21 protein-coding genes and 1 pseudogene are annotated in these 24,594 nt (G+C 55.6%); 8 read left to right on the forward strand and 14 right to left on the reverse strand.

Annotated elements, in window-relative coordinates; all coding sequences use genetic code 11:
• The first annotated feature begins 146 nt into the window (after positions 1 to 146).
• Positions 147 to 644: a DNA starvation/stationary phase protection protein Dps gene (gene dps / locus AC0TOF_RS05635; RefSeq protein WP_122002886.1), complete on the forward strand. Its 498-nt coding sequence runs from the start codon at positions 147 to 149 to the stop codon at positions 642 to 644.
• A 48-nt stretch (positions 645 to 692) separates the two neighbouring features.
• On the opposite strand, the gene AC0TOF_RS05640 is transcribed toward dps, so the two are convergent.
• On the reverse strand, positions 693 to 1,946 hold the full coding sequence (locus AC0TOF_RS05640; protein ID WP_473767491.1) for an aminopeptidase: 1,254 nt from the start codon (positions 1,944 to 1,946) through the stop codon (positions 693 to 695).
• Positions 1,947 to 2,071: 125 nt separating this feature from the next.
• Between AC0TOF_RS05640 and AC0TOF_RS05645 the strand changes: the two genes are divergently transcribed.
• Positions 2,072 to 2,326 (forward strand): hypothetical protein, encoded by a 255-nt coding sequence (locus AC0TOF_RS05645; RefSeq protein ID WP_473767492.1) that lies wholly within the window; start codon positions 2,072 to 2,074, stop codon positions 2,324 to 2,326.
• Positions 2,327 to 2,423: 97 nt separating this feature from the next.
• Here AC0TOF_RS05645 and AC0TOF_RS05650 read toward each other — a convergent pair whose 3' ends face one another.
• The 7 genes from AC0TOF_RS05650 to AC0TOF_RS05680 all read right to left on the reverse strand — a co-directional run bounded on the left by AC0TOF_RS05650 (position 2,424) and on the right by AC0TOF_RS05680 (position 10,448).
• On the reverse strand, positions 2,424 to 3,371 hold the full coding sequence (locus tag AC0TOF_RS05650) for a cell wall hydrolase (RefSeq protein ID WP_473767493.1): 948 nt from the start codon (positions 3,369 to 3,371) through the stop codon (positions 2,424 to 2,426).
• Between the two features lie 643 nt (positions 3,372 to 4,014).
• The gene (phoB, locus tag AC0TOF_RS05655; RefSeq protein ID WP_006468130.1) at positions 4,015 to 4,701 is read right to left on the reverse strand and encodes a phosphate regulon transcriptional regulator PhoB; all 687 of its coding nucleotides are present in this window, start codon (positions 4,699 to 4,701) and stop codon (positions 4,015 to 4,017) included.
• 117 nt (positions 4,702 to 4,818) lie between these two features.
• The gene (gene phoU, locus AC0TOF_RS05660) at positions 4,819 to 5,541 is read right to left on the reverse strand and encodes a phosphate signaling complex protein PhoU (RefSeq protein WP_010657755.1); all 723 of its coding nucleotides are present in this window, start codon (positions 5,539 to 5,541) and stop codon (positions 4,819 to 4,821) included.
• A 61-nt stretch (positions 5,542 to 5,602) separates the two neighbouring features.
• Positions 5,603 to 6,376, reverse strand: coding sequence for a phosphate ABC transporter ATP-binding protein PstB (pstB, locus tag AC0TOF_RS05665; protein ID WP_473767494.1), 774 nt, complete (start codon positions 6,374 to 6,376; stop codon positions 5,603 to 5,605).
• Between the two features lie 64 nt (positions 6,377 to 6,440).
• Positions 6,441 to 7,757: a phosphate ABC transporter permease PstA gene (gene pstA, locus AC0TOF_RS05670; RefSeq protein ID WP_473767495.1), complete on the reverse strand. Its 1,317-nt coding sequence runs from the start codon at positions 7,755 to 7,757 to the stop codon at positions 6,441 to 6,443.
• Positions 7,757 to 9,250, reverse strand: coding sequence for a phosphate ABC transporter permease subunit PstC (gene pstC, locus AC0TOF_RS05675; RefSeq protein ID WP_473767496.1), 1,494 nt, complete (start codon positions 9,248 to 9,250; stop codon positions 7,757 to 7,759). The genes pstA and pstC overlap by 1 nt, the downstream gene beginning before the upstream one ends.
• A 151-nt stretch (positions 9,251 to 9,401) precedes the next feature.
• Complete coding sequence (locus AC0TOF_RS05680; protein WP_473767497.1) at positions 9,402 to 10,448, reverse strand: PstS family phosphate ABC transporter substrate-binding protein; 1,047 nt, start codon at positions 10,446 to 10,448, stop codon at positions 9,402 to 9,404.
• 291 nt (positions 10,449 to 10,739) lie between these two features.
• Here AC0TOF_RS05680 and AC0TOF_RS05685 point away from each other — a divergent pair, with 291 nt between their 5' ends.
• Positions 10,740 to 11,609 (forward strand): transporter substrate-binding domain-containing protein, encoded by an 870-nt coding sequence (locus AC0TOF_RS05685; RefSeq protein WP_473767498.1) that lies wholly within the window; start codon positions 10,740 to 10,742, stop codon positions 11,607 to 11,609.
• Between the two features lie 11 nt (positions 11,610 to 11,620).
• Here the strand turns inward: AC0TOF_RS05685 and AC0TOF_RS05690 are convergent, their stop codons facing one another.
• Positions 11,621 to 12,037: a YbaN family protein gene (locus AC0TOF_RS05690; RefSeq protein WP_473767499.1), complete on the reverse strand. Its 417-nt coding sequence runs from the start codon at positions 12,035 to 12,037 to the stop codon at positions 11,621 to 11,623.
• 564 nt (positions 12,038 to 12,601) lie between these two features.
• On the opposite strand from AC0TOF_RS05690, the gene AC0TOF_RS05695 reads away from it, so the two are divergent.
• The gene (locus AC0TOF_RS05695) at positions 12,602 to 12,958 is read left to right on the forward strand and encodes a septal ring lytic transglycosylase RlpA family protein (protein ID WP_122002876.1); all 357 of its coding nucleotides are present in this window, start codon (positions 12,602 to 12,604) and stop codon (positions 12,956 to 12,958) included.
• Between the two features lie 30 nt (positions 12,959 to 12,988).
• On the opposite strand, the gene AC0TOF_RS05700 is transcribed toward AC0TOF_RS05695, so the two are convergent.
• Both AC0TOF_RS05700 and AC0TOF_RS05705 read right to left on the reverse strand, forming a co-directional pair.
• Complete coding sequence (locus tag AC0TOF_RS05700; protein ID WP_122002875.1) at positions 12,989 to 14,449, reverse strand: RimK family protein; 1,461 nt, start codon at positions 14,447 to 14,449, stop codon at positions 12,989 to 12,991.
• Positions 14,449 to 15,555: a peptidase C39 family protein gene (locus tag AC0TOF_RS05705; RefSeq protein ID WP_473767500.1), complete on the reverse strand. Its 1,107-nt coding sequence runs from the start codon at positions 15,553 to 15,555 to the stop codon at positions 14,449 to 14,451. The genes AC0TOF_RS05700 and AC0TOF_RS05705 overlap by 1 nt, the downstream gene beginning before the upstream one ends.
• A 295-nt stretch (positions 15,556 to 15,850) precedes the next feature.
• Here AC0TOF_RS05705 and AC0TOF_RS05710 point away from each other — a divergent pair, with 295 nt between their 5' ends.
• The 3 genes from AC0TOF_RS05710 to AC0TOF_RS05720 all read left to right on the forward strand — a co-directional run bounded on the left by AC0TOF_RS05710 (position 15,851) and on the right by AC0TOF_RS05720 (position 17,744).
• Positions 15,851 to 16,471: a transglutaminase-like cysteine peptidase gene (locus AC0TOF_RS05710; protein ID WP_473767501.1), complete on the forward strand. Its 621-nt coding sequence runs from the start codon at positions 15,851 to 15,853 to the stop codon at positions 16,469 to 16,471.
• A gap of 207 nt (positions 16,472 to 16,678) precedes the next feature.
• Positions 16,679 to 17,101 carry a VOC family protein gene (locus tag AC0TOF_RS05715; protein WP_473767502.1) on the forward strand — a complete coding sequence of 141 codons (423 nt, stop codon included), beginning with the start codon at positions 16,679 to 16,681 and terminating at the stop codon, positions 17,099 to 17,101.
• Positions 17,102 to 17,171: 70 nt separating this feature from the next.
• On the forward strand, positions 17,172 to 17,744 hold the full coding sequence (locus tag AC0TOF_RS05720) for a histidine phosphatase family protein (RefSeq protein WP_473767503.1): 573 nt from the start codon (positions 17,172 to 17,174) through the stop codon (positions 17,742 to 17,744).
• Positions 17,745 to 18,072: 328 nt separating this feature from the next.
• Here the strand turns inward: AC0TOF_RS05720 and AC0TOF_RS05725 are convergent, their stop codons facing one another.
• A complete protein-coding gene (locus tag AC0TOF_RS05725) occupies positions 18,073 to 19,797 on the reverse strand; it encodes a Hint domain-containing protein (RefSeq protein WP_473767504.1) in 1,725 nt (574 codons plus the stop codon).
• Between the two features lie 236 nt (positions 19,798 to 20,033).
• On the opposite strand from AC0TOF_RS05725, the gene AC0TOF_RS05730 reads away from it, so the two are divergent.
• On the forward strand, positions 20,034 to 23,288 hold the full coding sequence (locus AC0TOF_RS05730) for an RCC1 domain-containing protein (protein WP_473767505.1): 3,255 nt from the start codon (positions 20,034 to 20,036) through the stop codon (positions 23,286 to 23,288).
• Between the two features lie 172 nt (positions 23,289 to 23,460).
• Here the strand turns inward: AC0TOF_RS05730 and AC0TOF_RS05735 are convergent.
• A pseudogene (locus AC0TOF_RS05735) lies at positions 23,461 to 23,641 on the reverse strand (IS481 family transposase); the annotation flags it as partial.
• 286 nt (positions 23,642 to 23,927) lie between these two features.
• A partial coding sequence (locus AC0TOF_RS05740; protein WP_473767506.1) for a hypothetical protein occupies positions 23,928 to 24,594 on the reverse strand: 667 nt, incomplete at its 5' end.

Below are 24,594 nucleotides of genomic sequence, written 5' to 3' on the forward strand. Positions count from 1 at the left end.
CTTGAAGGCAACGAAGGCCCCCTCCGGCAAATCGAGCCTTCTAAGGATCTGGCGGGTTCGTTTGTGCTGGAATAGCTGCCCACGATCATGAGCGACATTCTCCCAGTCTCTCCAAGCCGGATCGAGCAAAAGGATGTGAGGATAAAATGTCCAACAAGTCGATGCATGCAACCCGCAACGATCTTCCTTCCAATACGAAGACGACAATGATCGCCCTGCTCAACGAAAATCTGGCCGCGACAATCGATCTTGCCCTCATCACCAAGCAGGCTCACTGGAACCTCAAGGGGCCGCAATTCATCGCCGTTCATGAAATGCTCGATGGTTTTCGCGGCGACCTCGACGAACACGTCGATACGATTGCCGAGCGTGCCGTACAGCTTGGCGGAACAGCCTATGGCACCACGCAGGTCGTGGCGAAGGAAACCAGATTGAAGCCCTATCCGACCGACATTTATGCCGTTCATGACCATCTGCTGGCATTGATCGAGCGTTATGGCGATGTCGCCAATTTGCTGCGCAAATCGATCAAGGATGCCGACGATGCCGGCGATGACGACACGGCGGATATTTTTACCGCGGCTTCCCGCAGCCTCGACAAGGCGCTGTGGTTCCTCGAAGCTCATGTTCAGGAAAAGAACTGACCGAACGGATATAGTGCAAAGGCCGGGAAATCCCCGGCCTTTGCATGATCAGTTAGCCCATTCGCCGCCGCGCATCACCGGCTCCCGGGTTCCGTCCGCGTTGATGCCATCCACGTCGATCTCGCCGGAGCCGATCATCCAGTCGATATGGATAAGGCTCGAATTGCCGCCCTGCGCCTTGATCTGTTCCGGCGTCAGCTTGGCGCCGTCGATAAAGCATTTGGAATAGCATTGGCCGAGCGCGATGTGGCTCGCTGCATTTTCGTCGAACAGGGTGTTGTAGAACAAAAGCCCGCTCTGCGAGATCGGTGAGGAATGCGGCACCAGCGCCACTTCGCCCAGACGACGCGCGCCCTCATCCGTATCCAGCACCTTGTTGAGTACTTCTTCACCGCGGCTTGCCTTCGCCTCGACAATGCGTCCGCCCTCAAAGCGAACCGCTATATTCTCGATCAGGGTGCCCTGATGTGACAAAGGCTTGGTGCTGGTCACATGGCCCTCGACACGCAGGGCATGGGGCGTCGTAAACACTTCTTCCGTCGGAATGTTCGGATTACAGGTAATGCCGTTTTTCGCCGTGGAAGCGCCGCCGTGCCATTCATGGCCGTCGGCAAGCCCGACAGTCAGATCAGTGTTCGGGCCTTTGAAATGCAGGGCGCGATAAGCCTTGCCGTTCAGGAAACGGGTGCGCCTGCGAAGCGCTGCATTATGCGCGGCCCACGCGCCGACCGGATCGTCGACGTCGACACGCGAAGCCGCAAAGATCGCATCGGACAGCTTGCGGGTCGCGATGTCCGCCGGGTCGTTCGGAAACATGAGCTTTGCCCATGCCGGGTTGGGATAGGAGACGATGTTCCAGTTGATGTCGAAACCGGCAATCTTTTCCAGCGCCGGCTGATAGGCCTTTGAATTGGCGCGGTTGGCGCGTGAAACCTTGGCCGGGTCCTGACTGGAAAGAAGCATCGGATTATCGGCGGCGATGGCCAAGCGGGCAGCACCGTCCGCATAGGCCTTCGCCATGCCTTCATAAAGCCAGTTGGCCGCGCGGTCGAAACTTGCATCGGGTGCGTTCTCGTAGCGGGCAAGAGCCAATTCGTCATCCACGAAGAATGGCGACACCAGTCCGGCTCCGGCCTTGTAGGCATGTTTGGCGATAAGGCGAACCAGCGGCAATGCGACGACCGGCGCGGTGATGACGAGATCCTGCCCCTCGCGCAATTGCAGACCGACACGAACGGCGACTTCCGCAAGACGTTCAAGTTTCACCGGATCGATGACTGGATTCAGCTGTTCATGAGCCATGGGTGGAAGACCTCTTTGGATATGGAATCACCGACAGTTTATCAGACGGCATAAATTCACCACCTTTTTTCCTGCCTTTCCGCTATAGTATTCACGCGGTCAGTTGCAGAAGAAAGCAGAAAGTAATGAATAAGAAAGTGCTTATCTTACTGGGCGTTACCGGCCTTCTGGCCGGCTGCGTGACGATGACGCCCGAACAGCGCCGTGCGGCTGACGAGCAAACCTGCCAAAGCTATGGCTTCAAACCCAGGACCGATGCTTTCGCCAATTGCCTCATGCGGCTCGACCTCGATCGCAGAGCCGACAGGCGCGCTTGGCAGAATCAGGTGGATTTCTACGACACGCCGATGGTGATCTATCGCCCGATATACCGGCCCTGACGCCTTGTGCCGAAAACGGCGACTCTTGGTCAAATCAAAACGCCGGCCTGAAGCAAACAGGACCGGCGTTCTGATTGATCAAGTGCAGATCAGCTTTTTATAGCGGCGCTTCCGGCCTGTCCTGAGACAGGAGAAGCGCGCCGATGGCGTCAGCCTGCTTCTGGCTTGCCGGACCATAGCCGAGCGACGTCGGCTGCGGAGCGGTCGTATCGAATTGCGGCTGATAGGAGGCCATTTGCATGGGGTTCTCCTGCTGAGTTGCAGGGACACCGCGATGACGCGCCAGGCGATCACCGCGGACCTGCGGACCGGCGCCGCCGTTCTGTTCCGCGCTTTGAGCCTGGGAAGCCTCTGCGAGCGCCACCTGAACTGTCGGTGCTGCGTCCGGAACCGGGCCCGTCTGCGGCAGGGTCACGTCATAGGATGGATCTTGAGGAACGGAAGGCGATTGCGGCGAATAGGCGAGCGCAAGATTGTATGGTTCCTGCGGAACCGGATTCTGGAGCGAGCCGTCGCGATTGCGCTTCTCATAGAAGGAATTGCCGCCAGCGACGAGCACATAGTGCATGTTGTTGTAGGGGAACTTCAGGCCCGCCGTATGGAAGAACATGGCGTTCTTGAGCTTCGGATGACGCTGCCCCTTCAAGACTGCATCGGCAGTTGCCTGAACATCAGGCAGCGCCTTGGAATTCATCTTGCGGGTGAGAACACCGGGTGCGAACTGGTTCTTCTGACCGACCACACCGCAAATCGTATCAGGATAACGGCCCGATGCGAGACGATTCATGACGACCGTGCCGACAGCCAGAAGCCCGTCGGGACTCGAACGGTTGGATTCGAAGAACATCGCGCGTTCAAGACATTCCTTGTCACGCGCGGTGTAGGTGTAGGTCTTCACGCCATTGACGGATTTGACGTGGCTTGCCGCCGTCTTTTCCGAATTGGCTTTTCCCGAAGTCCCGGTCGTCGTGCAGCCGGTCACCACGAAAGGCGCAACCACCAGCCCGATAAGAACGGGCAATTTCCACTTCGCGGCGCGCGTCAATGGCTCAGTCTCATGTTAGGACCCTTAACTGATCCAGTCATACGTTCAGGCAGACACATCCGAAACGATGCGCGGGAACGTCTGACTGCGGTGCAAGTCAAAGAGGACGAAGATCAAAATCGCTCATCCTACTGTCGCTCAATCGAATTCAAGGTTTTGGAATTTTTAGGCCAAAAAAAGGCGAAGCGTCAAATCCCAACGATGCAGGAGGCGACCAGACAGCCTCAAATGAATCCCGAATCGAGAGTGCGAATATGCCTACAAGCCATTTAAATATATTAATAATTTATTAACGAGAATTACGAATTCAGATAAGATATTGATTTAATGCGATTCAAATTCTCGCAATACACGCCATATCGCTGCCTTAATTCGTGTTTGCTTGGATAGTTTTCCCGACCACATTCATGCTGCTTCAAATGACCTGCAAAAATTGGGTTTTTCGTGGGTTCCGTTGGTTGCCGTCAACTTTGGAAACATATTTGTAACATCGCGTGAAAACGCCTAATTGGCGCGGGTTTTGACCCGGCTGATGCGAATCGGGTCAGCATTGCCCAGGGCCTATCACCCGTGAAACGGCCCGCCACGATGAACATGACGGGCCGATCAAGAGCTGTATTTGAGAGTTTCGAAACGGTGTCGATCAACCGAAAGAATAACCGGCGCCGCGAACGGTCCGGATCGGATCAAGCGCACGACCGACATTGATTGCCTTGCGAAGCCGCCCGACATGGACGTCCACGGTGCGATCATCCACATAGATATCGGGACCCCAAACGCCATCCAGAAGCTGGCTGCGCGAGAAGACACGGCCGGGCGACATCATGAAATATTCGAGCAGCCGGAATTCCGTCGGTCCAAGACGAACTTCCTTTTCCTTGCGGTAAACCCGATGCTGCTGACGGTCCAGAACAAGATCGCCCACTTTCAGCACGTGAGACAGGATGCTCGGATTGGAGCGGCGCAGCATTGCTTTGACGCGGGCCAGAAGCTCCGGCGTTGAAAATGGCTTTACGACATAATCGTCGGCGCCGACGCTTAAACCGCGGACGCGTTCACTCTCCTCGCCACGCGCCGTCAGCATGATGATCGGCAGGCGCTCGGTTTCCGGCCACTGGCGCAGGCGACGGCAAAGCTCAATGCCCGATACGCCCGGCAGCATCCAGTCCAGAATGAGCAGATCCGGCACATTCTCGCGCAAGGCGATTTCGGCCTCGTCGCCGCGCAGCATCGTATCGACCTGATAGCCCTCTGCCTCAAGATTGTAGCGAAGCAGAACGCTCAGCGCCTCTTCGTCTTCCACCACAGCGATTTTGGGTGCCTGTGACATCCAGTATTTCCCTATCCAAATTCGGCGGGCGGTGGATACAATCCCCCCAATCGACCGCGTGCCGCCGCGCTATTCATACATTCTCAGCCGCCGGACCAAAGTCCGGCCGGTTGCAGTTCAGGGTTTACGCGCCTCATCCACGACAATACCGTGGCTCAGGTCTTCCTTGGGTCGCTCAGCCGGCATTTGCAGGCCGGTCACGATGTAATAAACAGTCTCCGCGATATTGGTCGCGTGATCGCCGATGCGCTCGATATTCTTCGCGCAGAACAGAAGATGCGTGCAGGCGGAAATATTGCGCGGATCTTCCATCATGTAAGTCAAGAGTTCGCGGAACAGCGACGTGTACATGGCGTCAATTTCGTCGTCGCGGTCGCGAACGACATTGATCTGCTGCACCGAACGCGACGCATAGGCGTCGAGAACGTCCTTCAGCTGGGTCAGCGCCAGTTCGGCCAGCGTTTCCAGACCGCGATAGAGCTTTACCGGCTGGCGTGATTCCGAAACGGCGGCAACACGCTTGGCAATGTTCTTGCCGAGGTCGCCCACGCGCTCCAGATCGGCGGAGATGCGGATCGAGCCGATGATCTCGCGCAGGTCCACGGCCATGGGCTGGCGCTTGGCGATAATCATGACGGCCTTGTCGTCGATCTCGCGCTCGCTGGCGTCGAGAATGAGATCGTCAGAGATGACACGCTGCGCGAGCGCATTGTCCGCATTGACGATTGCGGCGACCGACTGCTCGACCATACGTTCCGCATGTCCGCCCATCTCGGCGATCTTATGGGAGAGAAACTTCAATTCCTCGTCGTAGGAACGAACGGTATGCTGAGACGGCATAGTAGACCTCGTAATAAAAATTGCGGGGAAGCCGCACTGTCTGTTGAAACGCAGTTCCGGATCAGCCGAAGCGTCCGGTGATGTAGTCCTGCGTGCGCTTTTCGGTCGGCGCGGTGAACATGGTTTCCGTGTCGCCCACTTCGACCAGATTGCCAAGGTGGAACATGGCCGTGCGTTGCGAAACGCGCGCGGCCTGCTGCATCGAGTGCGTGACGATCACGATCGTATAGTTCTGGCGCAGTTCATCGATCAGCTCTTCCACCTTCGCGGTTGCGATCGGGTCGAGCGCCGAGCACGGTTCGTCCATGAGGATGACTTCCGGGCTGACCGCAATCGCGCGCGCAATGCAAAGGCGCTGCTGCTGGCCGCCTGAAAGGCCGGTGCCCGCATCGTGCAGGCGGTCCTTCACTTCTTCGAACAGGCTGGCCTTCTGCAGGCTCGTCACGACGATTTCCTCCAGATCAGCCTTGGTGCGGGCAAGACCGTGGATGCGCGGGCCGTAAGCGACGTTCTCATAAATCGATTTCGGGAACGGATTCGGCTTCTGGAACACCATGCCGACGCGGGCCCGCAGTTCAACGACGTCGATCTTCGGATCGTAAATGTCCTCGTTGTCGAGCGTGATCTTGCCACCGACCTTGCAGCCTTCGATCGTATCATTCATGCGGTTGAGCGAACGCAGGAAGGTAGACTTGCCGCAACCGGAGGGACCAATCAGCGCTGTGACCATCTTTTCCTGGATTTCCAGATCGACGTCGAACAGAGCCTGCTTCTCGCCATAAAACACGCAGACCTTGTCGCCCCGCATCTTTATGGAACTGGCGTTGGCGTTCATTTTTTCTCCTACGGCTTTCTCGAGAGATCGTTCAGTCATCAGGTTCATAGCTTGCGACTCCCGTTTACCAGCGGCGCTCGAAGCGGCGGCGCAGAATGATTGCTGCAATATTCATCACGGCCAGGAACAGAAGCAGGACGATGATAGCGCCTGACGTGCGTTCAACAAAGGCACGTTCTGCTTCGTTTGCCCACATATAGATCTGCACCGGCAAAGCGGTCGCCGGGTCCATCGGCGTCGACGGCACGTCGGCAACGAATGCCACCATGCCGATCAGGAGGAGCGGCGCGGTTTCACCAAGCGCGTGGGCGAGACCGATGATCGTGCCGGTCAGGATGCCGGGTGCGGCCAGCGGCAGGACATGGTGGAACACCATCTGCGTTTTCGAAGCGCCAAGGCCAAGAGCCGCGGAACGGATCGATGGCGGCACGGCGCGAAGCGCGGCACGAGTCGCGATGATGATGGTGGGAAGCGTCATCAATGTCAGTACCAGACCACCAACCAGCGACGCAGAGCGCGGCAGGCCGAAGAAATTGATGAAAACCGCAAGCCCGAGCAGACCGAACACGATGGATGGCACGGCCGCCAGATTGTTGATGTTCACCTCGATCATGTCGGTGAACCGGTTCTTCTTGGCGAACTCTTCCAGATAGATCGAAGCAGCAACGCCGATAGGCAGCGAGAGGCCGAGAACGATGAGCATCATGTAGAGCGAGCCAACCAGCGCAACCCCGAGACCGGAGGTTTCCGGGCGGCTGGATGCGCCGAACGTAAACAGACCCGTATTGAAGGCCTCCTTCATGACGCCTTCTTCCGAAAGCGTTTTCATCCAGCCTACTTGTCGGTCCGATACCTTGCGGCTCGTCTCCGGCACGGAAAGATCGATCTGTCCCTTGAAGGCGGAATCGATGTCGGCGCCTGCCAGAACCGGAACGGTCTGCGTCGTGCCGATGAGCGACGGATTGTCCATCACGATCTTGCGCAGCTGAATGCGTACGCCGTCCGAATAGAAGCGGCCCAGATCGCGCATAGCCGGCCGGTCTGCCGTGGAAATACCAAGCTTTTCGGCCAGGGCGTTGCGAACCAGCAGCGGATAGTTGGCGGTGATCAGCACATTCGGATCGGTGGCACGCTTGTTGCCCGGATCGATCACCTTTTCCTCAAGCTTGACCGGCAGATAGAGCGTCGTCTGCCAGAAGGCAGTATAGCCCTTGGAAAAGACCGAGAACAGGAGCGCGCACAGGAAGAACACACCGATGGCAATTGCGGCAATGCCATAGTAGCGGAAGCGGCGTTCAGCAGCGTAGCGACGCTTGATCCCAATATCGCGGCGTGTCGGCCGTGCCGTGGCGCCGCTGGCGTTAAAGGTCGTATCGGTCATTATTCGTACTGCTCCCGGTACTTGCGCACGATGTGCAGCGCAAAGATGTTCATGATCAGCGTCAGGACGAAAAGCGTGATGCCGAGTGCAAAGGCCACCAGCGTCTGCGGCGAGTTGAACTCAAGGTCGCCGGTGAGCTGATTGACGATCTTCACCGTGATGGTGGTCATCGCCTCGAATGGATTGATGTTGATGCGTGCCGCAACACCTGCAGCGAGCACCACGATCATGGTTTCGCCGATGGCGCGGGAGGCGGTCATCAGAAGCGCGCCGACGATGCCAGGCAATGCCGCCGGAAGAACCACCCGCTTGATGGTTTCCGAGCGGGTCGCGCCGAGGCCGAGCGAGCCGTCACGCAACGCACGCGGCACGGCGGTGATGATGTCATCGGAAAGCGAGGATACAAACGGGATTAGCATCACGCCCATGACGAGACCGGCGGTCAGGACGCTCTGCGCCATGATAAAACCCTGCCCGCCTGCGATGGCAATGGAGAGATCGCGCAGGAAAGGTCCGACGGTCACGAGCGCGAAGAAGCCGTAGACGATGCTGGGAATGCCCGCCAGAAGCTCCAGAACCGGCTTTACGATGGTGCGCACGCGAGGCGAAGCATATTCGGCCATGTAAATGGCCGAGAACAATCCGACCGGAACCGCGAACAGCATGGCCACGAATGCGATATAGAGCGTGCCTGCCAGAAGCGGGATGAGACCAAACTGGCCCGTCTCGCCACCCGACCCGGCAGCGGCAAAGCGCGGGTCCCACACCGTGCCGAAAAAGAAGTCCCACGGCGAAACCGACTGGAAGAAGCTGATGGTCTGGAACAGCATCGAGCAGATGATGCCGACTGTCGTCAGGATCGCGATGCCGGAGGCTGCAATCAGGCCCCAGAGAACGATCCGCTCGACATTGTTGCGCGCACGCATGCGCCGGCTGATCGTGGAAAGCCCAAAGATCAGGCCCGCGACGGCGATCACCAGAGAAACTGCGGAACCGATTGTGTGCGTCAGCGCCGTTGCCTTTTTCAGGTACAGCGCGATCGGCACCATATAATCCGCGCCTTCGGTCGCGAGCGCCACGCCCTTTGCGCCCAGAAGCGTGCGAGCATCCTGATAATTCGATGGAAAGCTTTCCAGTTCGGTTGGCGTCAGCCGGTCGAGCCCGCTGGCCAGACCGCGAACCATGCCGAGTTGCAGGCTGCGATTGGTGAAGGAACCTTCCTCAATGGCATCCGGCAAGCGGGCGGTCGCACTGTGATCGATATAAACCGACGTTCCAAGGGCCCATATGGCGAGGAACAGAACCGCGGGCAACGCTGAAACGAGGAAAACCCACCAGCCGTGATAATGCGGGCGGGAATGCATTTTCTCGGTCGGCGAGGCTTTTGCGGAAGCCGACTGCGCCTTGTCCAGTGCAACGGCACGCTGGCGGCCTATGAAGAATCCGATCAGCCCGATTGCAACGATACTGACGAGAACCAGAAAGAAGGACATTCAATTTCCCCGGTTGCCCTGATGAATGCGGATGGCTTTGAGGTGCAGCTTCCACCCATGCCGTTCCGCGCGAATGCGCCTGTCATAATATAAAGGCGCGAAAGGAGAAGAACGCGGAGATTTCTCATCCCCGCGTTCCACAGATCAAAACTTACTTCGCAGCCAACGTCTTGCCTTCGGCGAAGCCAGCGCGCTGTGCTTCACGTTCTGCATCCGGGGCCGGAACCAGACCGTATTCGGCGAGCGGGCCGTCAGGACCGATCATCTGGTCGTTGAGGAAGAACTCAACATATTCCTTGAGGCCCGGGATGACGCCGAGATGCGCCTTCTTCACGTAGAAGAACAGCGGACGCGACACCGGATATTCGCCCGAAGCAACCGTTGCAGCGGAAGGGGTAACGTCGTTGACGGTGGCGACCTTCAGCTTGTCGGCATTGTTTTCGAAGAAGTAGAGGCCGAAAACGCCAATGCCGGTCTTGTTGGAGTCGATGCGAGCCAGCGTTTCAGCATAATCGCCATCGATGTCGACAGCCTTGCCGTCCTTGCGCACTGCGATACAGGCGGAAGCGGCAGCCTTGTCGTCGAGGCCGGTCTTCTTGATTTCGTCCAACGCGCCGGAGTGCTTGCAGCCGTCGGCCAGAACTTTTTCCTCAAACACTTCGCGGGTGCCGTGCTTTTCGCCCGGGATATAGGCGGCAATGTCCCAGTCCGGAAGGTTCGGGTTGACCTGGTTCCACTTGGTGTTCGGATTGTCGACCAGCTTGCCATCTACGACCAGCTTGGCTGCGAGCGCCTTGTAGACATCTTCCGGCTTCAGCTTCCAATCCGGACCCTTGGCGTCGGTTGCAAACACGATGCCGTCATAGCCGAAGCGTACTTCCTGAACGTCCTTTACGCCAGCGTCGATGCACGACTTCAGTTCCGAGTCCTTCATGGCGCGCGATGCATTGGCGATATCGATGGTGTTTTCACCAACGCCCTTGCAGAATTCCTTGATGCCTGCGCCCGAGCCGCCCGATTCAACAACCGGCGTCTTGAAGTTCGGGAAGGTTTCGCCGAATGTCTCGGCGACGATTTTTGCATAAGGCAGAACGGTCGAGGAACCGGCAACCTGAATCTGATCGCGCGCCTGAGCGGCGGAAACCGACATAACGGCAGCGATGGCAAGCGCTGCGGTCGAGGAAATCATCTTGTTCATGAGCTGCGGCTCCTGTTGTAAAAGACATATGACGATGTGGCGTCGTTAGCCCTCTACGCGCTCTATATTACATTCATATGACACTATTGTTACAGGTTTGTATCAGAGCCGTTTGCCAGTGGTTTTGTGGGGTTTCAGGGACCACTGAACCGGCAAGGGACGAGACGGCATTCGTCCGCCCGCAAGAGGGTCAGGTTTTCAAATGGATGGAACCTGCCACGCGAATAACGGCTCCCAATTTCCGGCCAGTTTACGCAGCCGCATTTCCCGACCTATGCTTCGAATGACACGGTGACAACACAAGGTTTCTACGTGACCTATCCACGTCTGTTCAATCTCGTCTGGATAACAGCGCTCGCAAGCTGGTCGCTGCCGTCTTATGCTCAAGGTGGGCGCCCCGTGCTCACCATTGCTACCGAGGGATACTTTCGGCCCTACAATCTCACGCAATCGGACGGCACGCTCGACGGTTATGAAGTCGAGCTTGGCAAATATCTTTGTCAGACGATGAACGTCGAATGCAATTTTATTGCCATCCCTTTCGATGCCATCATCCCGAGCCTGCAGGCTGGAAAAGCCGATGCAGTCATGGGCGCCCTGTCGGCGACGGAAGCGCGCGAGAAAATCATCGATTTCTCCATCTCCTATGCCCGCACTCCGCAAGTGTTCGCCACCTTGCGCGGCAGTCCTTATAGCGGACTTTCTCATTCGAACGAAAACCTCGACCTTTCCGGCAATCAGGCAGACACCGAAAAGATCGTTCGGGACTTTGCCGCAGAGCTAAAGGGAGCAACTATCGGCGTTGTGGGAGGATCGATAGCCCAGATGCTGGTCGATACCTATTTCAGCCAGGGAACCACGATCCGTGAGTACAAGACCGCCGAACAAGTCGATCTCGACCTCAAAAGCGGACGCATCGATATGCTGGTTACCGCGCGGTCCTATCTGAATACGATCCAGAAGACGCCAGCCTACGCGAATGTCGTCATGACCGGGCCACTTTTCAAAGGCGGCCTGCTCGGGCGCGGGGTCGCTGTCGGCCTGCGCAAGGACGAAGCTGATCTCAAGCGCCAATTCAATTCTGCAATCATGGCAGCGAAGGCCGATGGCACCATCAAAAGACTGTCCGAAAAATGGTTCGGATTTGATGTGACGCCGTAAGGCGGACAAACTTACTCGTTCGGGCGTGACAATACATAAGCGGCGGAACCCAGCATGAACAGCGTTACCGCTCCTGCCAGCAGCCAGCCGGGTTTTGCACCCCACCAGAACAGGCCATAACCGACCGTCATACCAAGACATGCGTAAAGCTTGGCGCGCGGCGGGATGGCACCGCGCTCGCGCCATTTGATGACCAGCGGTCCGAAACGCTGATCGGCCAGCAGCCGTGCCTCGATCTTTGGCGAAGACCGCGCAAAGAACCATGCGGCAAAAATGATGAAGATCGTTGTCGGCATGACCGGCAGGAAGGCACCCACAATTCCAAGTCCGAGCATGAGAAAGCCCAGGCAAAGATAGACGATCCGCTTGCTCGCCGAAATCGCGGGCGAAGCGGTGTCGATCCTGTCTTTTTCCGGGTGGTCCTGCATGGCGTTCCGTCGTCTGATCTGAACGCTTATAGCAGGAATTCAGCGGTTTCGTGCAGGGTGACAGCAGTCAAAGAAACGTCATCTCACCATCTTTCAGGCCTGTGGATAACTTTTGAAGTTCGAGAGGAGCTTCTGGAACACAGTCAGAAATTGCAATTTTGCCCCCAAAACGCCTTAATTTGTCAACTTCGCCGCTAGCGCTGAAAACTTGCCTTGCAAATAAAAATTGCACCTCGATCGGGGTCGGCTACCCGACACGCAAGCAGCTTTTCTTGCGATCTGCGCGCGAAATTAAGGCACAGCAAAGCCGCACCGCAGATTCCTAACGAATCGTAAACAGCTTTACAGCAATCAACCCAAACACTTCCTAATATTCCTGTGTTATGTTTGAGATATGAAGTAAACAACGGTCAGTATAGGATGATTTTCCCTAGGCGATATAGATTCAGTTATCGCACAATGTTCTCATTCGAACCACGCCAGCGCCACATTTAGATTCCAGTTCGGAACCGTCTTTCTCAGCGACAACTGTGGGACACCCCGTTAACAACTAGTGGAACTGGCATGACTTTCAAGACCCGTATGGCTATGCTTGCCGTTGCGGCAACCGGTCTTCTCTCGGCCACCGCAATCGAGGCTTCAGCACAGCAATGCGGCGGTGCCTCCTGGTACGCCCTCACTTCCCGCACGGCTTCGGGTGAACGCATGAACCCGTCCGGCCTGACCGCAGCACATCGCACCCTGCCGCTTGGCAGCAAGGTCAAGGTTACCAATCAGAGAAACGGCAAGTCGCTTGTCGTGCGCATCAATGATCGCGGCCCGTTCATCAAGGGACGTGTTCTCGACCTGTCAAAGGGTGCCGCAGGCCGTCTGGGTTTCATCGGCGCGGGACACACCAAGGTCTGCTTTACGCCGCTTTGATTTCAGCTGCACTTCGCCTGACTGCTGGATCTATTTCCGATCCAGCCGGTCGGTGAACCAGCGGGTCAGCTTGATCCAGACCTCGTCCTTTTCGGCTGCATCCTCGATACCGTGTTCAAGATTGGGATTGTCGTTGACCTCGATCACCACAACGCCATCGTCCGTTTCCTTCAGGTCGACGCCATATAGTCCGTCGCCGATGCAGCGTGCAGCCCGCAAGCCCGTTTCCAGTACCGATGGCGGCGCATCGCCCAGCGCATAGGAACGAAATCCGCCTTCCAGCGGCTTGCCGCCCGTATCGTGCTTGACGATCTGCCAGTGGTTCTTCGCCATCATATACTGGCAGATGAACAGCGGCTTGCCGTCAAGAACGCCAACGCGCCAGTCGAACTTCGTCGGCATATATTTCTGCGCCAGCAGGAGATCGCTGTCCTCCAGCCATAATGTGGCGAGCGCTTTCAGTTCGGCAAAATCCTTCACCTTCTTCACGCCGCGCGAAAATGACGAATCCGGTATCTTGATGACCATCGGAAAGCCGAGCATATCGGCGGCTCGCTCCAGATCTTCCTCGCCCGCGATCATCACCGTTGGCGGAACCGCCACATCGTTCGCCTGCATCAATTCGTGCAGATAGACCTTGTTGGTGCAGCGGATCATGGAAATCGGATCATCGATCACCGGCATGTTTTCCTGCTGCGCGCGCCGTGCAAAACGGTAGGTGTGATTGGAAATCGACGTCGTCTCGCGGATGAACAGGGCGTCATAATTGGCAAGCCGCGGCAGATCACGCTTGCCGATCGGTTCCACCTCCACACCGAGCCGCGCCGCAATCCTCGCCCAGTGCTTCAGCGTGGAAACTGTCGAGGGTGGCATGGCCTCCTTTGGATCGCACAGTGTTGCAAAGGAATAGCGCGCCGGCACCTTGGGGCGGGCGGCACGCCACTCACGCTGGGTATAGCGATCGAGCGCCTCCTCGAAGCGTTCTTTCTGCGCTTTGCTAAACTTCGCAATATTCGCAAAGCCGATCTTCTGGATTCGCGCCCATTCACCGGGCTTGATCGTGACTTCCAGCGAGGGCGCGCGAAACCAGTCGAAGAGCAGCCGTCCGAACCGTTCAAACTCGGGATCGTCGGCAAGACCGAAATGCACATGGATTGTTTCCGGCGCTTTTTCCGGATGCTTGCCGAGCGCCCTGTTCAGCATGTCTTCCAGTTCGGGAACGGCGTTTTCATAGAGCCGCCGTTCCGACAGATCGATCATCGTTTCCACGGAGGGAATGATGCGATGGCCCCGCGCTTCGGCCAGAAGCGAAGCGTAATAGCCGCGGCTCTGATAAGCGTAGGAGCGCGACAGATTGATGATGCGCGGGCGCAGCTGGCCGTTGAAGAGCGCGGGATGCGCGAGATAATCGCGCGTGGTCATGACCTTATGCGGCGTCGCCCCATTGTCGATATCCGAGAGGCGTCCTACCAGAATGACGCAGATCGTCATCAGTCCGTCCTTTTTTCCAGAATAACCGCCGCCCTGAGCCCATCGCTGCCGAACCGCGCAATGCGGTCGAAAATGTGAAAGGGAACAGGAACATTTGCAGCATCGGCGATGGTTTCGCCGAGCTCTTCCTCCACCCAGGGGTCGTGAATGAGAATGTGCCGCCCATCTTCACCATGGGCCAGAACCCAGTGCGGCACCTTCTTGCCGAACATATGATAACCGCTGATCAACACGATCACCGCCGCTCCACGGCGCAAGGCAGCCAGAATGTCGTGCAGCGTGAAACCGCGATAGTCCACCGGAATGGCATAGGCTTCCGTGCGCTGGCGAAAATCGGTCTGCGCCAGTTGCATGACCTTGCGTTTTTCTTCCGATCGCACCGATTGCAGAAAAAGCATGTCCTCGATGGAGACGATGATCGATGCTTTCAGGCCGCGCTCATGTGCAGCAACAGCGAGCCCGAAAGGCTCGCAACCGCCCGGCCCCGACATCATGTAGATCGTCGTTGCATCCCGCCAAAGGCGGACCTCCAGCACCGGATCGAGCCGCGTTTCCCGATTGTGCCGGGCAAGCACCATCATCAGGCAGGCCGCACCGCAGGTAAAATCAGTCGTCTGCTCGTAATAGGGAAAGGCGGTAACCGGCGAAATGTCACCGCGAACCGTCTTTTCAAAACGCAGCGCATCCGAATGATCCGCATAATAATCGAGATAACGTCCAATGGGGCGATAACCGTGGCGCTTATAGAGCGCGATGGCACGCTCATTATCTTCGCGCACCTCCAGCCGCAGCAATGGACGGTCGTGATCGTAAGCTGCAGTCTCAGCGGCCTGTAACAGAAGCGATCCTATACCCTTGATCCCGACCTCAGGATCGACAGCTATGGAATATAGCCGTGCAAGCGCGGTGCCATGACGAAACAGGATCATCGCATAGCCGATGACTATGCCATCCACCGTTGCAACGATGGTTTCCGCTGTCGGCCGTGCGATGAGGGCGCGAAATGAACGGCGGGAAATCCTGTCTGTCTGGAAACAATGTTCTTCGATGCGCAGGAGCGCATCCATGTCGTCTGCCGTGGCCTTGCGCGTCGTTGCGCCTGTCATTTTTGGGCCTTTGCAAAGGGATCGTTCCGATCCGGTCGAACACCAACAATTGGCTTATTCGAGGCAAAAGACAAGCGCCCGGACCGTGGCAAAATTATGGGTTGTTTTCGCCGTCCAAGCTGCTCCCTGTCCGCCCGCAAGATCAATCAAGGATTGTATAATTGAAAGATACTCGCATTAACCATTAATTAAGAAGTCGGGCAATCCCGGGGCAAACCGAATTGACTCCACACTATTTCAGACATTAACGTTTCGTTAATAAATGAGTAATGGCGAGAGCCAAAGGGCGTTGAGTATGTTTTGCGTTGTTCGCTCGACCACAAAGATTATGGCAGCCGCTGGTTTCGCAGCGTCGCTGCTGATGGCAAGCTTTGGCGCAGAAGCCGCCTCCGGTGATTTCATGCAGACCGGCAAGCTGACCTCGCAGCCGATCGGACACTATGAATTCTGCAAGCGCGAAGCTAAGGAATGCGGCATTACCAGCCGCGACACTCGCCCGCTGCAGCTCAACCATTCAAACTGGCAACGCATCGTCGAAGTCAACCTTTCGGTCAACGAACGTATCAAGCCGATGACCGACATGGAAATCTACGGCGTTGAGGAATATTGGGCTTATCCGACGACCGTTGGCGACTGTGAGGATTACGTCCTGCTGAAGCAACGCGAATTGCAGAAGGCTGGTATTCCGCTCACCGATCTTCTGATAACTGTTGTTCGCAAGCCGGACGGCGAAGGACATGCGGTCCTCACCGTTCGCACTGATCGCGGTGACTTTGTTCTCGACAACCTGACCGACGAAGTCATGCGCTGGAACGAGACGGACTACACCTATCTGAAGCGCCAGGCCGCCAACGATACCGGTCGCTGGGTCACGATTGAAGGCCCGGACAATCTGCTCGTCGGCGCAGTGCGCTGATATCGAAACTTCCCTATTTGTTTTGAAGACGATCCGGAATGTGCTATCCATTCCGGGTCTAAAAAGGAGAGATCGGTGCGGTTAGCCCGATCCCCGTTGCAAAGCGGGTCCTGGCCTTCGCTATTGCTGTCATTTCGGCAGAGGCGTCGAGTCCCTTGACCTTCCACTCCGATGCAATGCTGCATGGGAGAAAAAGAGGTCTTGGTCATGAAACAGCAAATCTCCGTCATCACTATCGGTATCGTCGATCTTGCGCGCTCGCGTCGTTTTTATGCCGAGGGTTTCGGGTGGGTGCCGGTTTTCCAGAACGAAGAAATCATCTTTTATCAGATGAACGGTTTCGTTCTCGGAACCTTCCTGAAAGCCTCCCTTGAAGCCGACATGAACCGCCATGGCCTTTTGCAGCCGGGCGCATTTTCTCTTGCGCATAATGTGGCGCAGCAAGCGGATGTCATGCCGCTGATGGACCGGCTGGTTGGGGCTGGCGGAAAACTGTTGCGGGCAGCCGATGCACCAGTCCATGGCGGTTTTCGCGGTTATGTCGCCGATCCCGACGATCACGCCTGGGAAATCGCCTGGAACCCGGCCTGGGCCATCGACGAAAATGGCTTTGTAACATTCGGGATTTGAATTCGTCAGGGTGGCCACAGAGCGCTTTTTAGGCCCTGTGGTTCCGATGATGCGACGATTGGGGCCGCGCATGACAAAAATCTATTTCATTTCACATCCAGAAGTCGTGATAGATCCCGCCAAGCCTGTTCCATCATGGAGTCTGTCAGAGCGTGGCCTTGAACGCATGCATTCCTTTGCCGGCAGGCCCGAGCTGCGATCGATCACGTCGATCTGGTCCAGCACCGAAACAAAGGCAATTGAAGCTGCCGAAATTCTGGCTGGCGTTCGGGGAATTGCTCCCTCCACGGATCGCCGTTTTAACGAGATCGACCGAAGCGCCACCGGCTTCCTGCCCGCAGAGCAACATGAAATCATCGCCGACCAGTTCTTTTCAGCGCCCGAGGCGAGCATTCACGGCTGGGAGCGAGCCATTGATGTGCAACAGCGCATCGTAGAGGGCTTCAAAGCAGTGAGGCGAGTCCTGCCCTCTGGCGACATCGCTATTGTTGGCCATGGCGGTGCCGGTACGCTTCTTCTTTGTTTTCTTGCCGGTCTTCCGATCAGCCGCCAGTATGACCAGCCTTTTCAAGGGCACTACTGGAGCTATTCATGCGAGGATAATGCTGTCCTCCATCACTGGAAGCCGATAGCGCCGTGTTGAAATCGCACCAAAAAGGCGTTCGAGGTTACACAGATAGCACTTGTCATCATAGCCGTTGAGAACCGTTTCCCTGCTCCGGCAAATCCGCACGGAACAGTGAGAAGGCCAGTATGCAACCGACAATCAAATCGAATGGCCGAGGCTTTGTCGCAACGTTCAAATGCGATTATGTCCTTTCACCACAACGCCAGACAAACCGTCGCGGCTCAGCTGCCATTTTGATTGCACAATACTGAAAATGTCCGGTATTTAAGTATCTATAGATCCCCTGATTATATGCCTATATACCACGGTCATATTGCCAGGAGTTCCTGTATCTTCTATTGGGTTATTGTTTCTTGGCCAACATACCCTGCATGGTGTTGTCGCCCACCTGGATTCCTCCTGCCATAAAAATCGCATCTTCAGGCGTCGAGACATCTTCGCGGTTCTGTTTTTCGAGCACCAGGTTGTACACCTTGCGTGGGGTATCCATGATCTGCTTGGCCGCTTCCTTCACTTGCACAGCATTGCCACTTTTGTCGTAGACATGGTCGCCTGCCTTGATTTTGCTGGCGACGATCAAGCCATTCCCGGTACGCACAGGGTGGCCCGGCGTCAGTAATACCGTGCTATCCCCTGCCACAATCCGCACAAAATCCGTGTCCGTGCCGTACGTAACCGAGCGGACTCGAAGAGTCTCGCCACCCTTGCCAGCAATCAGGCTTCCCTCTCTGAGGTTTTCGATCGGCATCTCGCTCACTTCCGCGTTCACGAGCTCCACCATTGTGCCTTCCAGCACACAACCATACTGGATTTCAATTGGGGAGATGCGCTCAAAATTGTCCTCATCCACACCGTGGAGAAGCGTATAATTAGACGCCCATCCAGTAGTAAAAGGCTGACCAAACGCGCCGCCGTCGTCGAGCGTCGACGTGACCGTCACACCAAAGGGCAGTACAGTGCCGCTTCTATAACATGGCGCTCCAAAGTCCGCAGCCTTGATACTAAACGTGAAGCCTTTTTTGTCCGCATCCAACTGAAAGCTGTCTTTGATGGAAATAGCGCTCGGCTCCAGCTGACACGCACCGCCATCGATCGATCCCAACGCTATTTCAAAATGCGGGTTGGTGTCTTCCGTTCCACCTCCGAAGGGCATGAGCGCGTGGCTGTACCTGAGTGCCCCACTTATTGGAAATACCACTTTGAGAGTATTAGCGGCCGTGGGGCCATAATCACAAAGGCTACCGACAGGATTACCTCTGTTCAAACAAACAACGACCGGATTTTCCAACTTGTTGGTCGTTTTTATGTGAATTGGATCAGTCAGTTCTCTCGCTGTGGCTTGGAAGTCATTAATGGGTAGCCCTACAGCCTGGTCGGTCGCAAGTACCAAGACCGCCCCCTCGCTGTATCTCATATTGGTAACGCCAAGGATTGCACTAGTGGGCTTGATAGGCGTTGTATTGCTGGTTGCGGGCATGCGCCGTATATCGTAATTCTTGCTCGGGTCATTGCTGTTTTGAGTGCTTGCACGCGTTATTGCCACATATCTGCCGTTAACACTCTCGAGAATTTGCTGTGTTATTTTCAGGTTTTTATTTGAAGGCCCGGTTGCAAGACCTTCAATGGGCGCATATGCGGTTCCAACTACGTCGTAACTCACATTCTTAGTGCCTTTGAACCCCAGCATCTGAACATAAGGTTGAGGCACATCATCGGATATCCCAGCAGCCCTCATCATGGAACGCGCTGTGATAGGTTCGCCTCTGCTCTTCAATTTCAGCTGCCGCTCCTTGTATTCTTTCAGCTGTTCAAACAGCGTGGGGTCAGATTGAGGCGTAATACCGTCAAGCCGATATCTAGCCATCATGGCGGCTTCAACGATCGGATCGGTCAGATCCAACACGACAGTTTTCCCCTTAGGAATTTTACTTAGATAAAGCGACAGTGCTGCTTGGTCTTCTTCTTCTGTTGGCGTGACAGCGTGAGCTGGCAACCCAAAAACAGTCATACTGAGTGCTGTTGCAGCCAGCATGCCGAAAAGCTTCCTTTTCCTGATAGAAGCGGACATATTCTCAACCTCCAATTTCATATGATGGATCAATATCAAGTACATTGCGACGTGTATTTCGCGACAATTTCAATAAAAGAGCCGTGACGCCATGGTTTCGCCGATCCGGCTTTCACCTTTTCTGCGCATCAATTCAAACATGATGTTTTTTACTTATCAACTGTCAACATTGATAGTTACCAAAGTGAGCAGACTGGTGTTTTTATTTAAAATTGTTAGAAATACTGGAGGTACTTATGAATAAAAAACAACCCAACACGCAAGCCAACGAGATCGATTCCACCATGGCGCCGCCGCCACTGCGGCTGATAGAAAACCTGTGGGAACCCACTGTGGAACACGCCATAGCCTACGGTGGAATAGGTCGCCGAGATGTTGAAAACCCCTTCAACCGTGTGCTCGTACTGATCGACCCGCAACCTGAATTCAGAACGGGAGACACACTCACTCTCTATTGGGGCGATGAAACAAATCCCGCCGATACCCACCTGATCGATGAACAATTCGATAGAAAGAACCCGATTTCGATGTGGGTTGATGCGGCTCACATCGTCAAGACAGGCGATGGGAAAGTCGATGTCTGGTACACGTTTCGAACTAGAGTTTTCGGACAGATACAGCCCTCGTATAAAACGACCGTTTTAGTGCAAACCACTATACCCGGTGGTGTCGATCCTAATGTGCTCGATACGCCATATATAAACGAAAACTTGCAGCCTCCATTGGTGCAACCTTCATTCATCGACCCACACGCAGCAGACCACGGGGTTATGGTGACTGTTCCCGCATGGGAAAACATGGCGGTCAACGATTTGTTGCAGGTAAATTGGGGAGCGCAAGTCATTGCCTATCCGCGATTGAAAACCACCGAAATAGGCCGTCCCGTTATCGTTGACGTGGATCGCCAAACGATTGCAAATGCCGGTGACAGCGACAACATGATGATTAGCTATAGCGTCACCAATGCCGTTAGCACGTGGTCAAAATACGCCCCATCCACGCCTGTTGCAGTGCAGCTCAGTGGCGCCGTCTTTGCCGCTCCTTTTGTGATCGAGGCTCCGAATGACATTCTGAACCGTGACGCATTGATGGGTAACGACGCAACCGTCTCCATTCCCCGTCAGGCATCGATAGCTGCCAATGATACGATTCATCTGGTGTTTGACGGGCACTCTCGTTCCCTCCTCCCTGGTCACGAAGAAAGCGATGCGGCCCAGGGCAAGCTGATGAAGATCAGCAACGGCGTACTTGCGTGGGTGACCCCTGGTACGGCGTCGCTTTACTATCTGGTCAAAGACGCAAAAGGCGTCGTCAAGGGACAATCGCTGCGCACCTCCCTCGAAATCATTGGAACCGCGTTAGTCCCGGCCGAGCCATCGGTCATCGAGGCTCATGATCATACACTCAATCCCGCTGATGCACCTGGTGGGGCGCATGTGATTGTTCCCGCCTGGCCTGGGATGCGGCTTGGCGACAGCATGAGGTTCTACTGGAGTGGCATTGACTCCAATGGTTATGAGATTGTCTATCCTTACTTGGCTACGATAGGCCAAGACAGCCCGCTGAATCTACCTATTCCGGTCACCGTGCCGTTCAGTTTTGTGGACAGACTCGCTGGCGGCAGCGTCGATGTGTTCTATCGAATCCAGCGGGAAAGCAGTACTCTGTCGTCTCGGCATCTGTTTCTAAACATTACTGCCAGTAAGTTGCTTCCAAAACCCGAGGTCAAGGGAGTGGTGGACGGCGTGTTGTACGCATCGCTGTTTCCCAACGGGGCGAACGTTACCATTCCGGCTTGGCCCAACATGGACGAGGGTGATAGAGTCGATTGGTACTGGGCTGCCCATACGACGAACGGCAGCACTCAAGGCTATAAAATTGTTGACGCGCAGCAAAAAGGCCACGACATCCAGATTGTGATACCAAGGAGCGTCATCGAAGCCGACGCGGCCAAGGCCGATTCTGTCACCGTCCGCTACAAGGTAACGCCGAAGGCACCTGGCATGGCGGCGCAAGAATCCGAATGGAACGAGTTCAATGTGCTACAAACTCCTCAGGCCAACAATCTGCTGGTGATGGGAGCTCGTTCATGTATTGGCAGCTTCAGCGATTACGGAGCGTCGCAATACCTGCATGCGCTGGACGTCACCACCAGAACCGACTTAGACGCCGAGTGGTGCTACGCAGACGATACGACGTGGGTGCGGGGTGTCAGTTTCAAGGATACACGCCCGTGGATTCCCTTGTGGGTGCGATCGCACTTGAGCATGGTCATTATTAATCCGGTTAATGTATGTGGTTCCGGAAATAACTCCGACGTCAGTGCGGCGGCGCTATCGGCGTTGAGTTCGGAAGGTAGCGTAACCGCCTGGGGAGCGGCTGAAGCAGGAGGCAGCGTTCCGCCAATCCTCGCGACCAAGGCAGCCGCCGTCAATATCAGCTCCACGATGCTCGCCTTCGCCGTAACCCATGAAAACGGGAGCATTTCGGCATGGGGAGACCCGACTATGGGAGGAGGGGGCCCTGAAGACGCTATCTCTGACGCCCGTCGCGTCTTCGGTAATGACGGTGCCTTCGTGGCCCTGCGGGGCCAAGGTTACTTGACCGGATGGGGAAGGGCTTTTTACGGAGGAGAGATACCGACTGATATTCTTGCTTTGAAAAATATAGTAGCCGTCATTCCCGGAGGAGCAGCTTTCTGCGCACTAACCAGTGATGGCCGGATAGTCTCCTGGGGGTCGCGGAGAGGCAGTCTTGACGAGGTGAACCAATATCATGACATTGTGGATATTCGTGGCAACGGCGCCAGCTTTGTCGCTTTGCGGAGAAATGGCGCAGTTGTTGCCTGGGGCGCGGAACGCTACGGCGGATCTGTCCCGGCAAACATTAAGAACCGAAACGATATCGTGGAATTGGCAAGCGCCACACAGCAGGCATTTGCGGTGATAACTGATCAAAGGTCTGTTCTTGCCTGGGGTTCCGGGGAATATGGCGGCACGGTGCCCACCGACATTCTGGGGCTGACTGACATTGAAGAGGTGACTGCGAGTTTCGGAGCGTTTTGCGCTCGTAGGCACAACGGCACAGTAGTGGCTTGGGGCCGGCCTGACTTTGGGGGCAGCATCCCGGACGACTTTGCCGCGCTCAACCACGACATCATCCAAGTGGCAGGAACCAGCACTGCGTTCGCGGCTCTGCGACGGGACGGAACGGTGGTTGCATGGGGAAAAGCAGACGCGGGAGGCGACATCACCAATGTGGCAAACCAGCTCAACGATATTCGCGCGATCTATAGCAATACTCAGGCATTCGTCGCTATCAAAAACGGTGGCGGTGTTGTGACATGGGGTGGAGCGAATAACGGCGGAGACAGCTCTAGCGTCAAGGCATATTTGGACGGACATCTTTTCTACGAGGCCGCGAACAGCGGTTCGCCATTGGCAGCCAGATTGCGGAAGCGCATTTTCGCTTTGCCTGCGAACATTCGGTAAGCTTTCTCTGACGAATCGTTCATATCGGCACGGATCACAACATCCGTGCCGTTTTTTGTTGACCCGATACCACGCCGGGACTGAATCATAGGCGTGGAAGACGGCCCTATTCTCCATGAAGATGCGTTGCCATTATCCGTCGTTATCGTAGGGAATCCTGTAAAACACGGGCTCTAATCAATGGCTTCAGGAAGCCGGCTACCGCCAGTTTTGTGGCCTCGCGATAGATACGGGCGAACACCAGCTTGCTCGTCCGGTCGACCGCCACAAAAAGAAAGCCTTTGCCGCGCTCATGGGTAGCTCAGCAATATCAACGTGAAACCGCTGATCTCGTAACCTTTGAATTTCCAGGGGCCGGTCGCTTTCAAGTTGCGCGGCCGAAGCTCCCCTCCGCTGCTTCGATGAAAGAATTTAAACCATCATATACCGGGACCCAACAGCAAAGCGCCACTGAATTAAAATTCAGTGGCGGCCAGAAAAGCTGCAATAGTCTCAACACGATGGTCTTTTTTTTGGGATTAACTAATCGGACAGTTCTCTATCAACACCGATCACACATAGTGTGATCGGTGTTATTATCGTGAATTCATTAGAAACCAAGTTTCGATAGTAAACTTCTAAAATTTATATGCGGTAGGGTTACGATGGATCATCTCTGTCATCCGGGGGATTGAGATTGCCGCGGGTGTCACAGATGATAGTAACCGCAGGAGTGGAGGTCACCGAGCCATGGGAATTCCTAGCGCTAAATTGGAGGCGCCCTTCAGCCATTGGAAATAGATAGAGTGCCTTACTTGACGGGATAGTGAACGCCATTGATGCGTTGAGGTCGTCTGGACCAACACCCTTCGGCAACGTATAGCTGGCTTTAACTATCTCAGCACCCACTTCGAGCGTATCGGTGTCCATGAAATAGGCCTTGAAAATAACTGTCACCTCATCCCCGACAGCCTTGTTAAGGTAGTCTGGGATAGTGACCGGCACCCCATTTTGTGCAGCAACAAAGCCAATAATGTTCACACCGAAGGCAGGTGCAGGAAGGCCGTTTTCCCCACCTGGCAGATCGCCGGCGCTTTCGACTGTGACCATTGTACTGACCGAAATTGCGGAATTGGTCACCATGGTTTCGCCGGGATTGATGGCACTGGTTCGTGAGGCAACATAATGGATGGGCATACGCCCGCTTCCCAGCGTTTGGATCACATTTGCCGGCACGGGCGTGGTAAGATCTTTGCCGTTGCCAACATCGGTGGATGAAACCGTAATGGTTCCGATCTTCGTGGTTGCATAATAGCAGTCGATCTCA

Source organism: Ochrobactrum sp. PL_is501, from assembly GCF_055816895.1.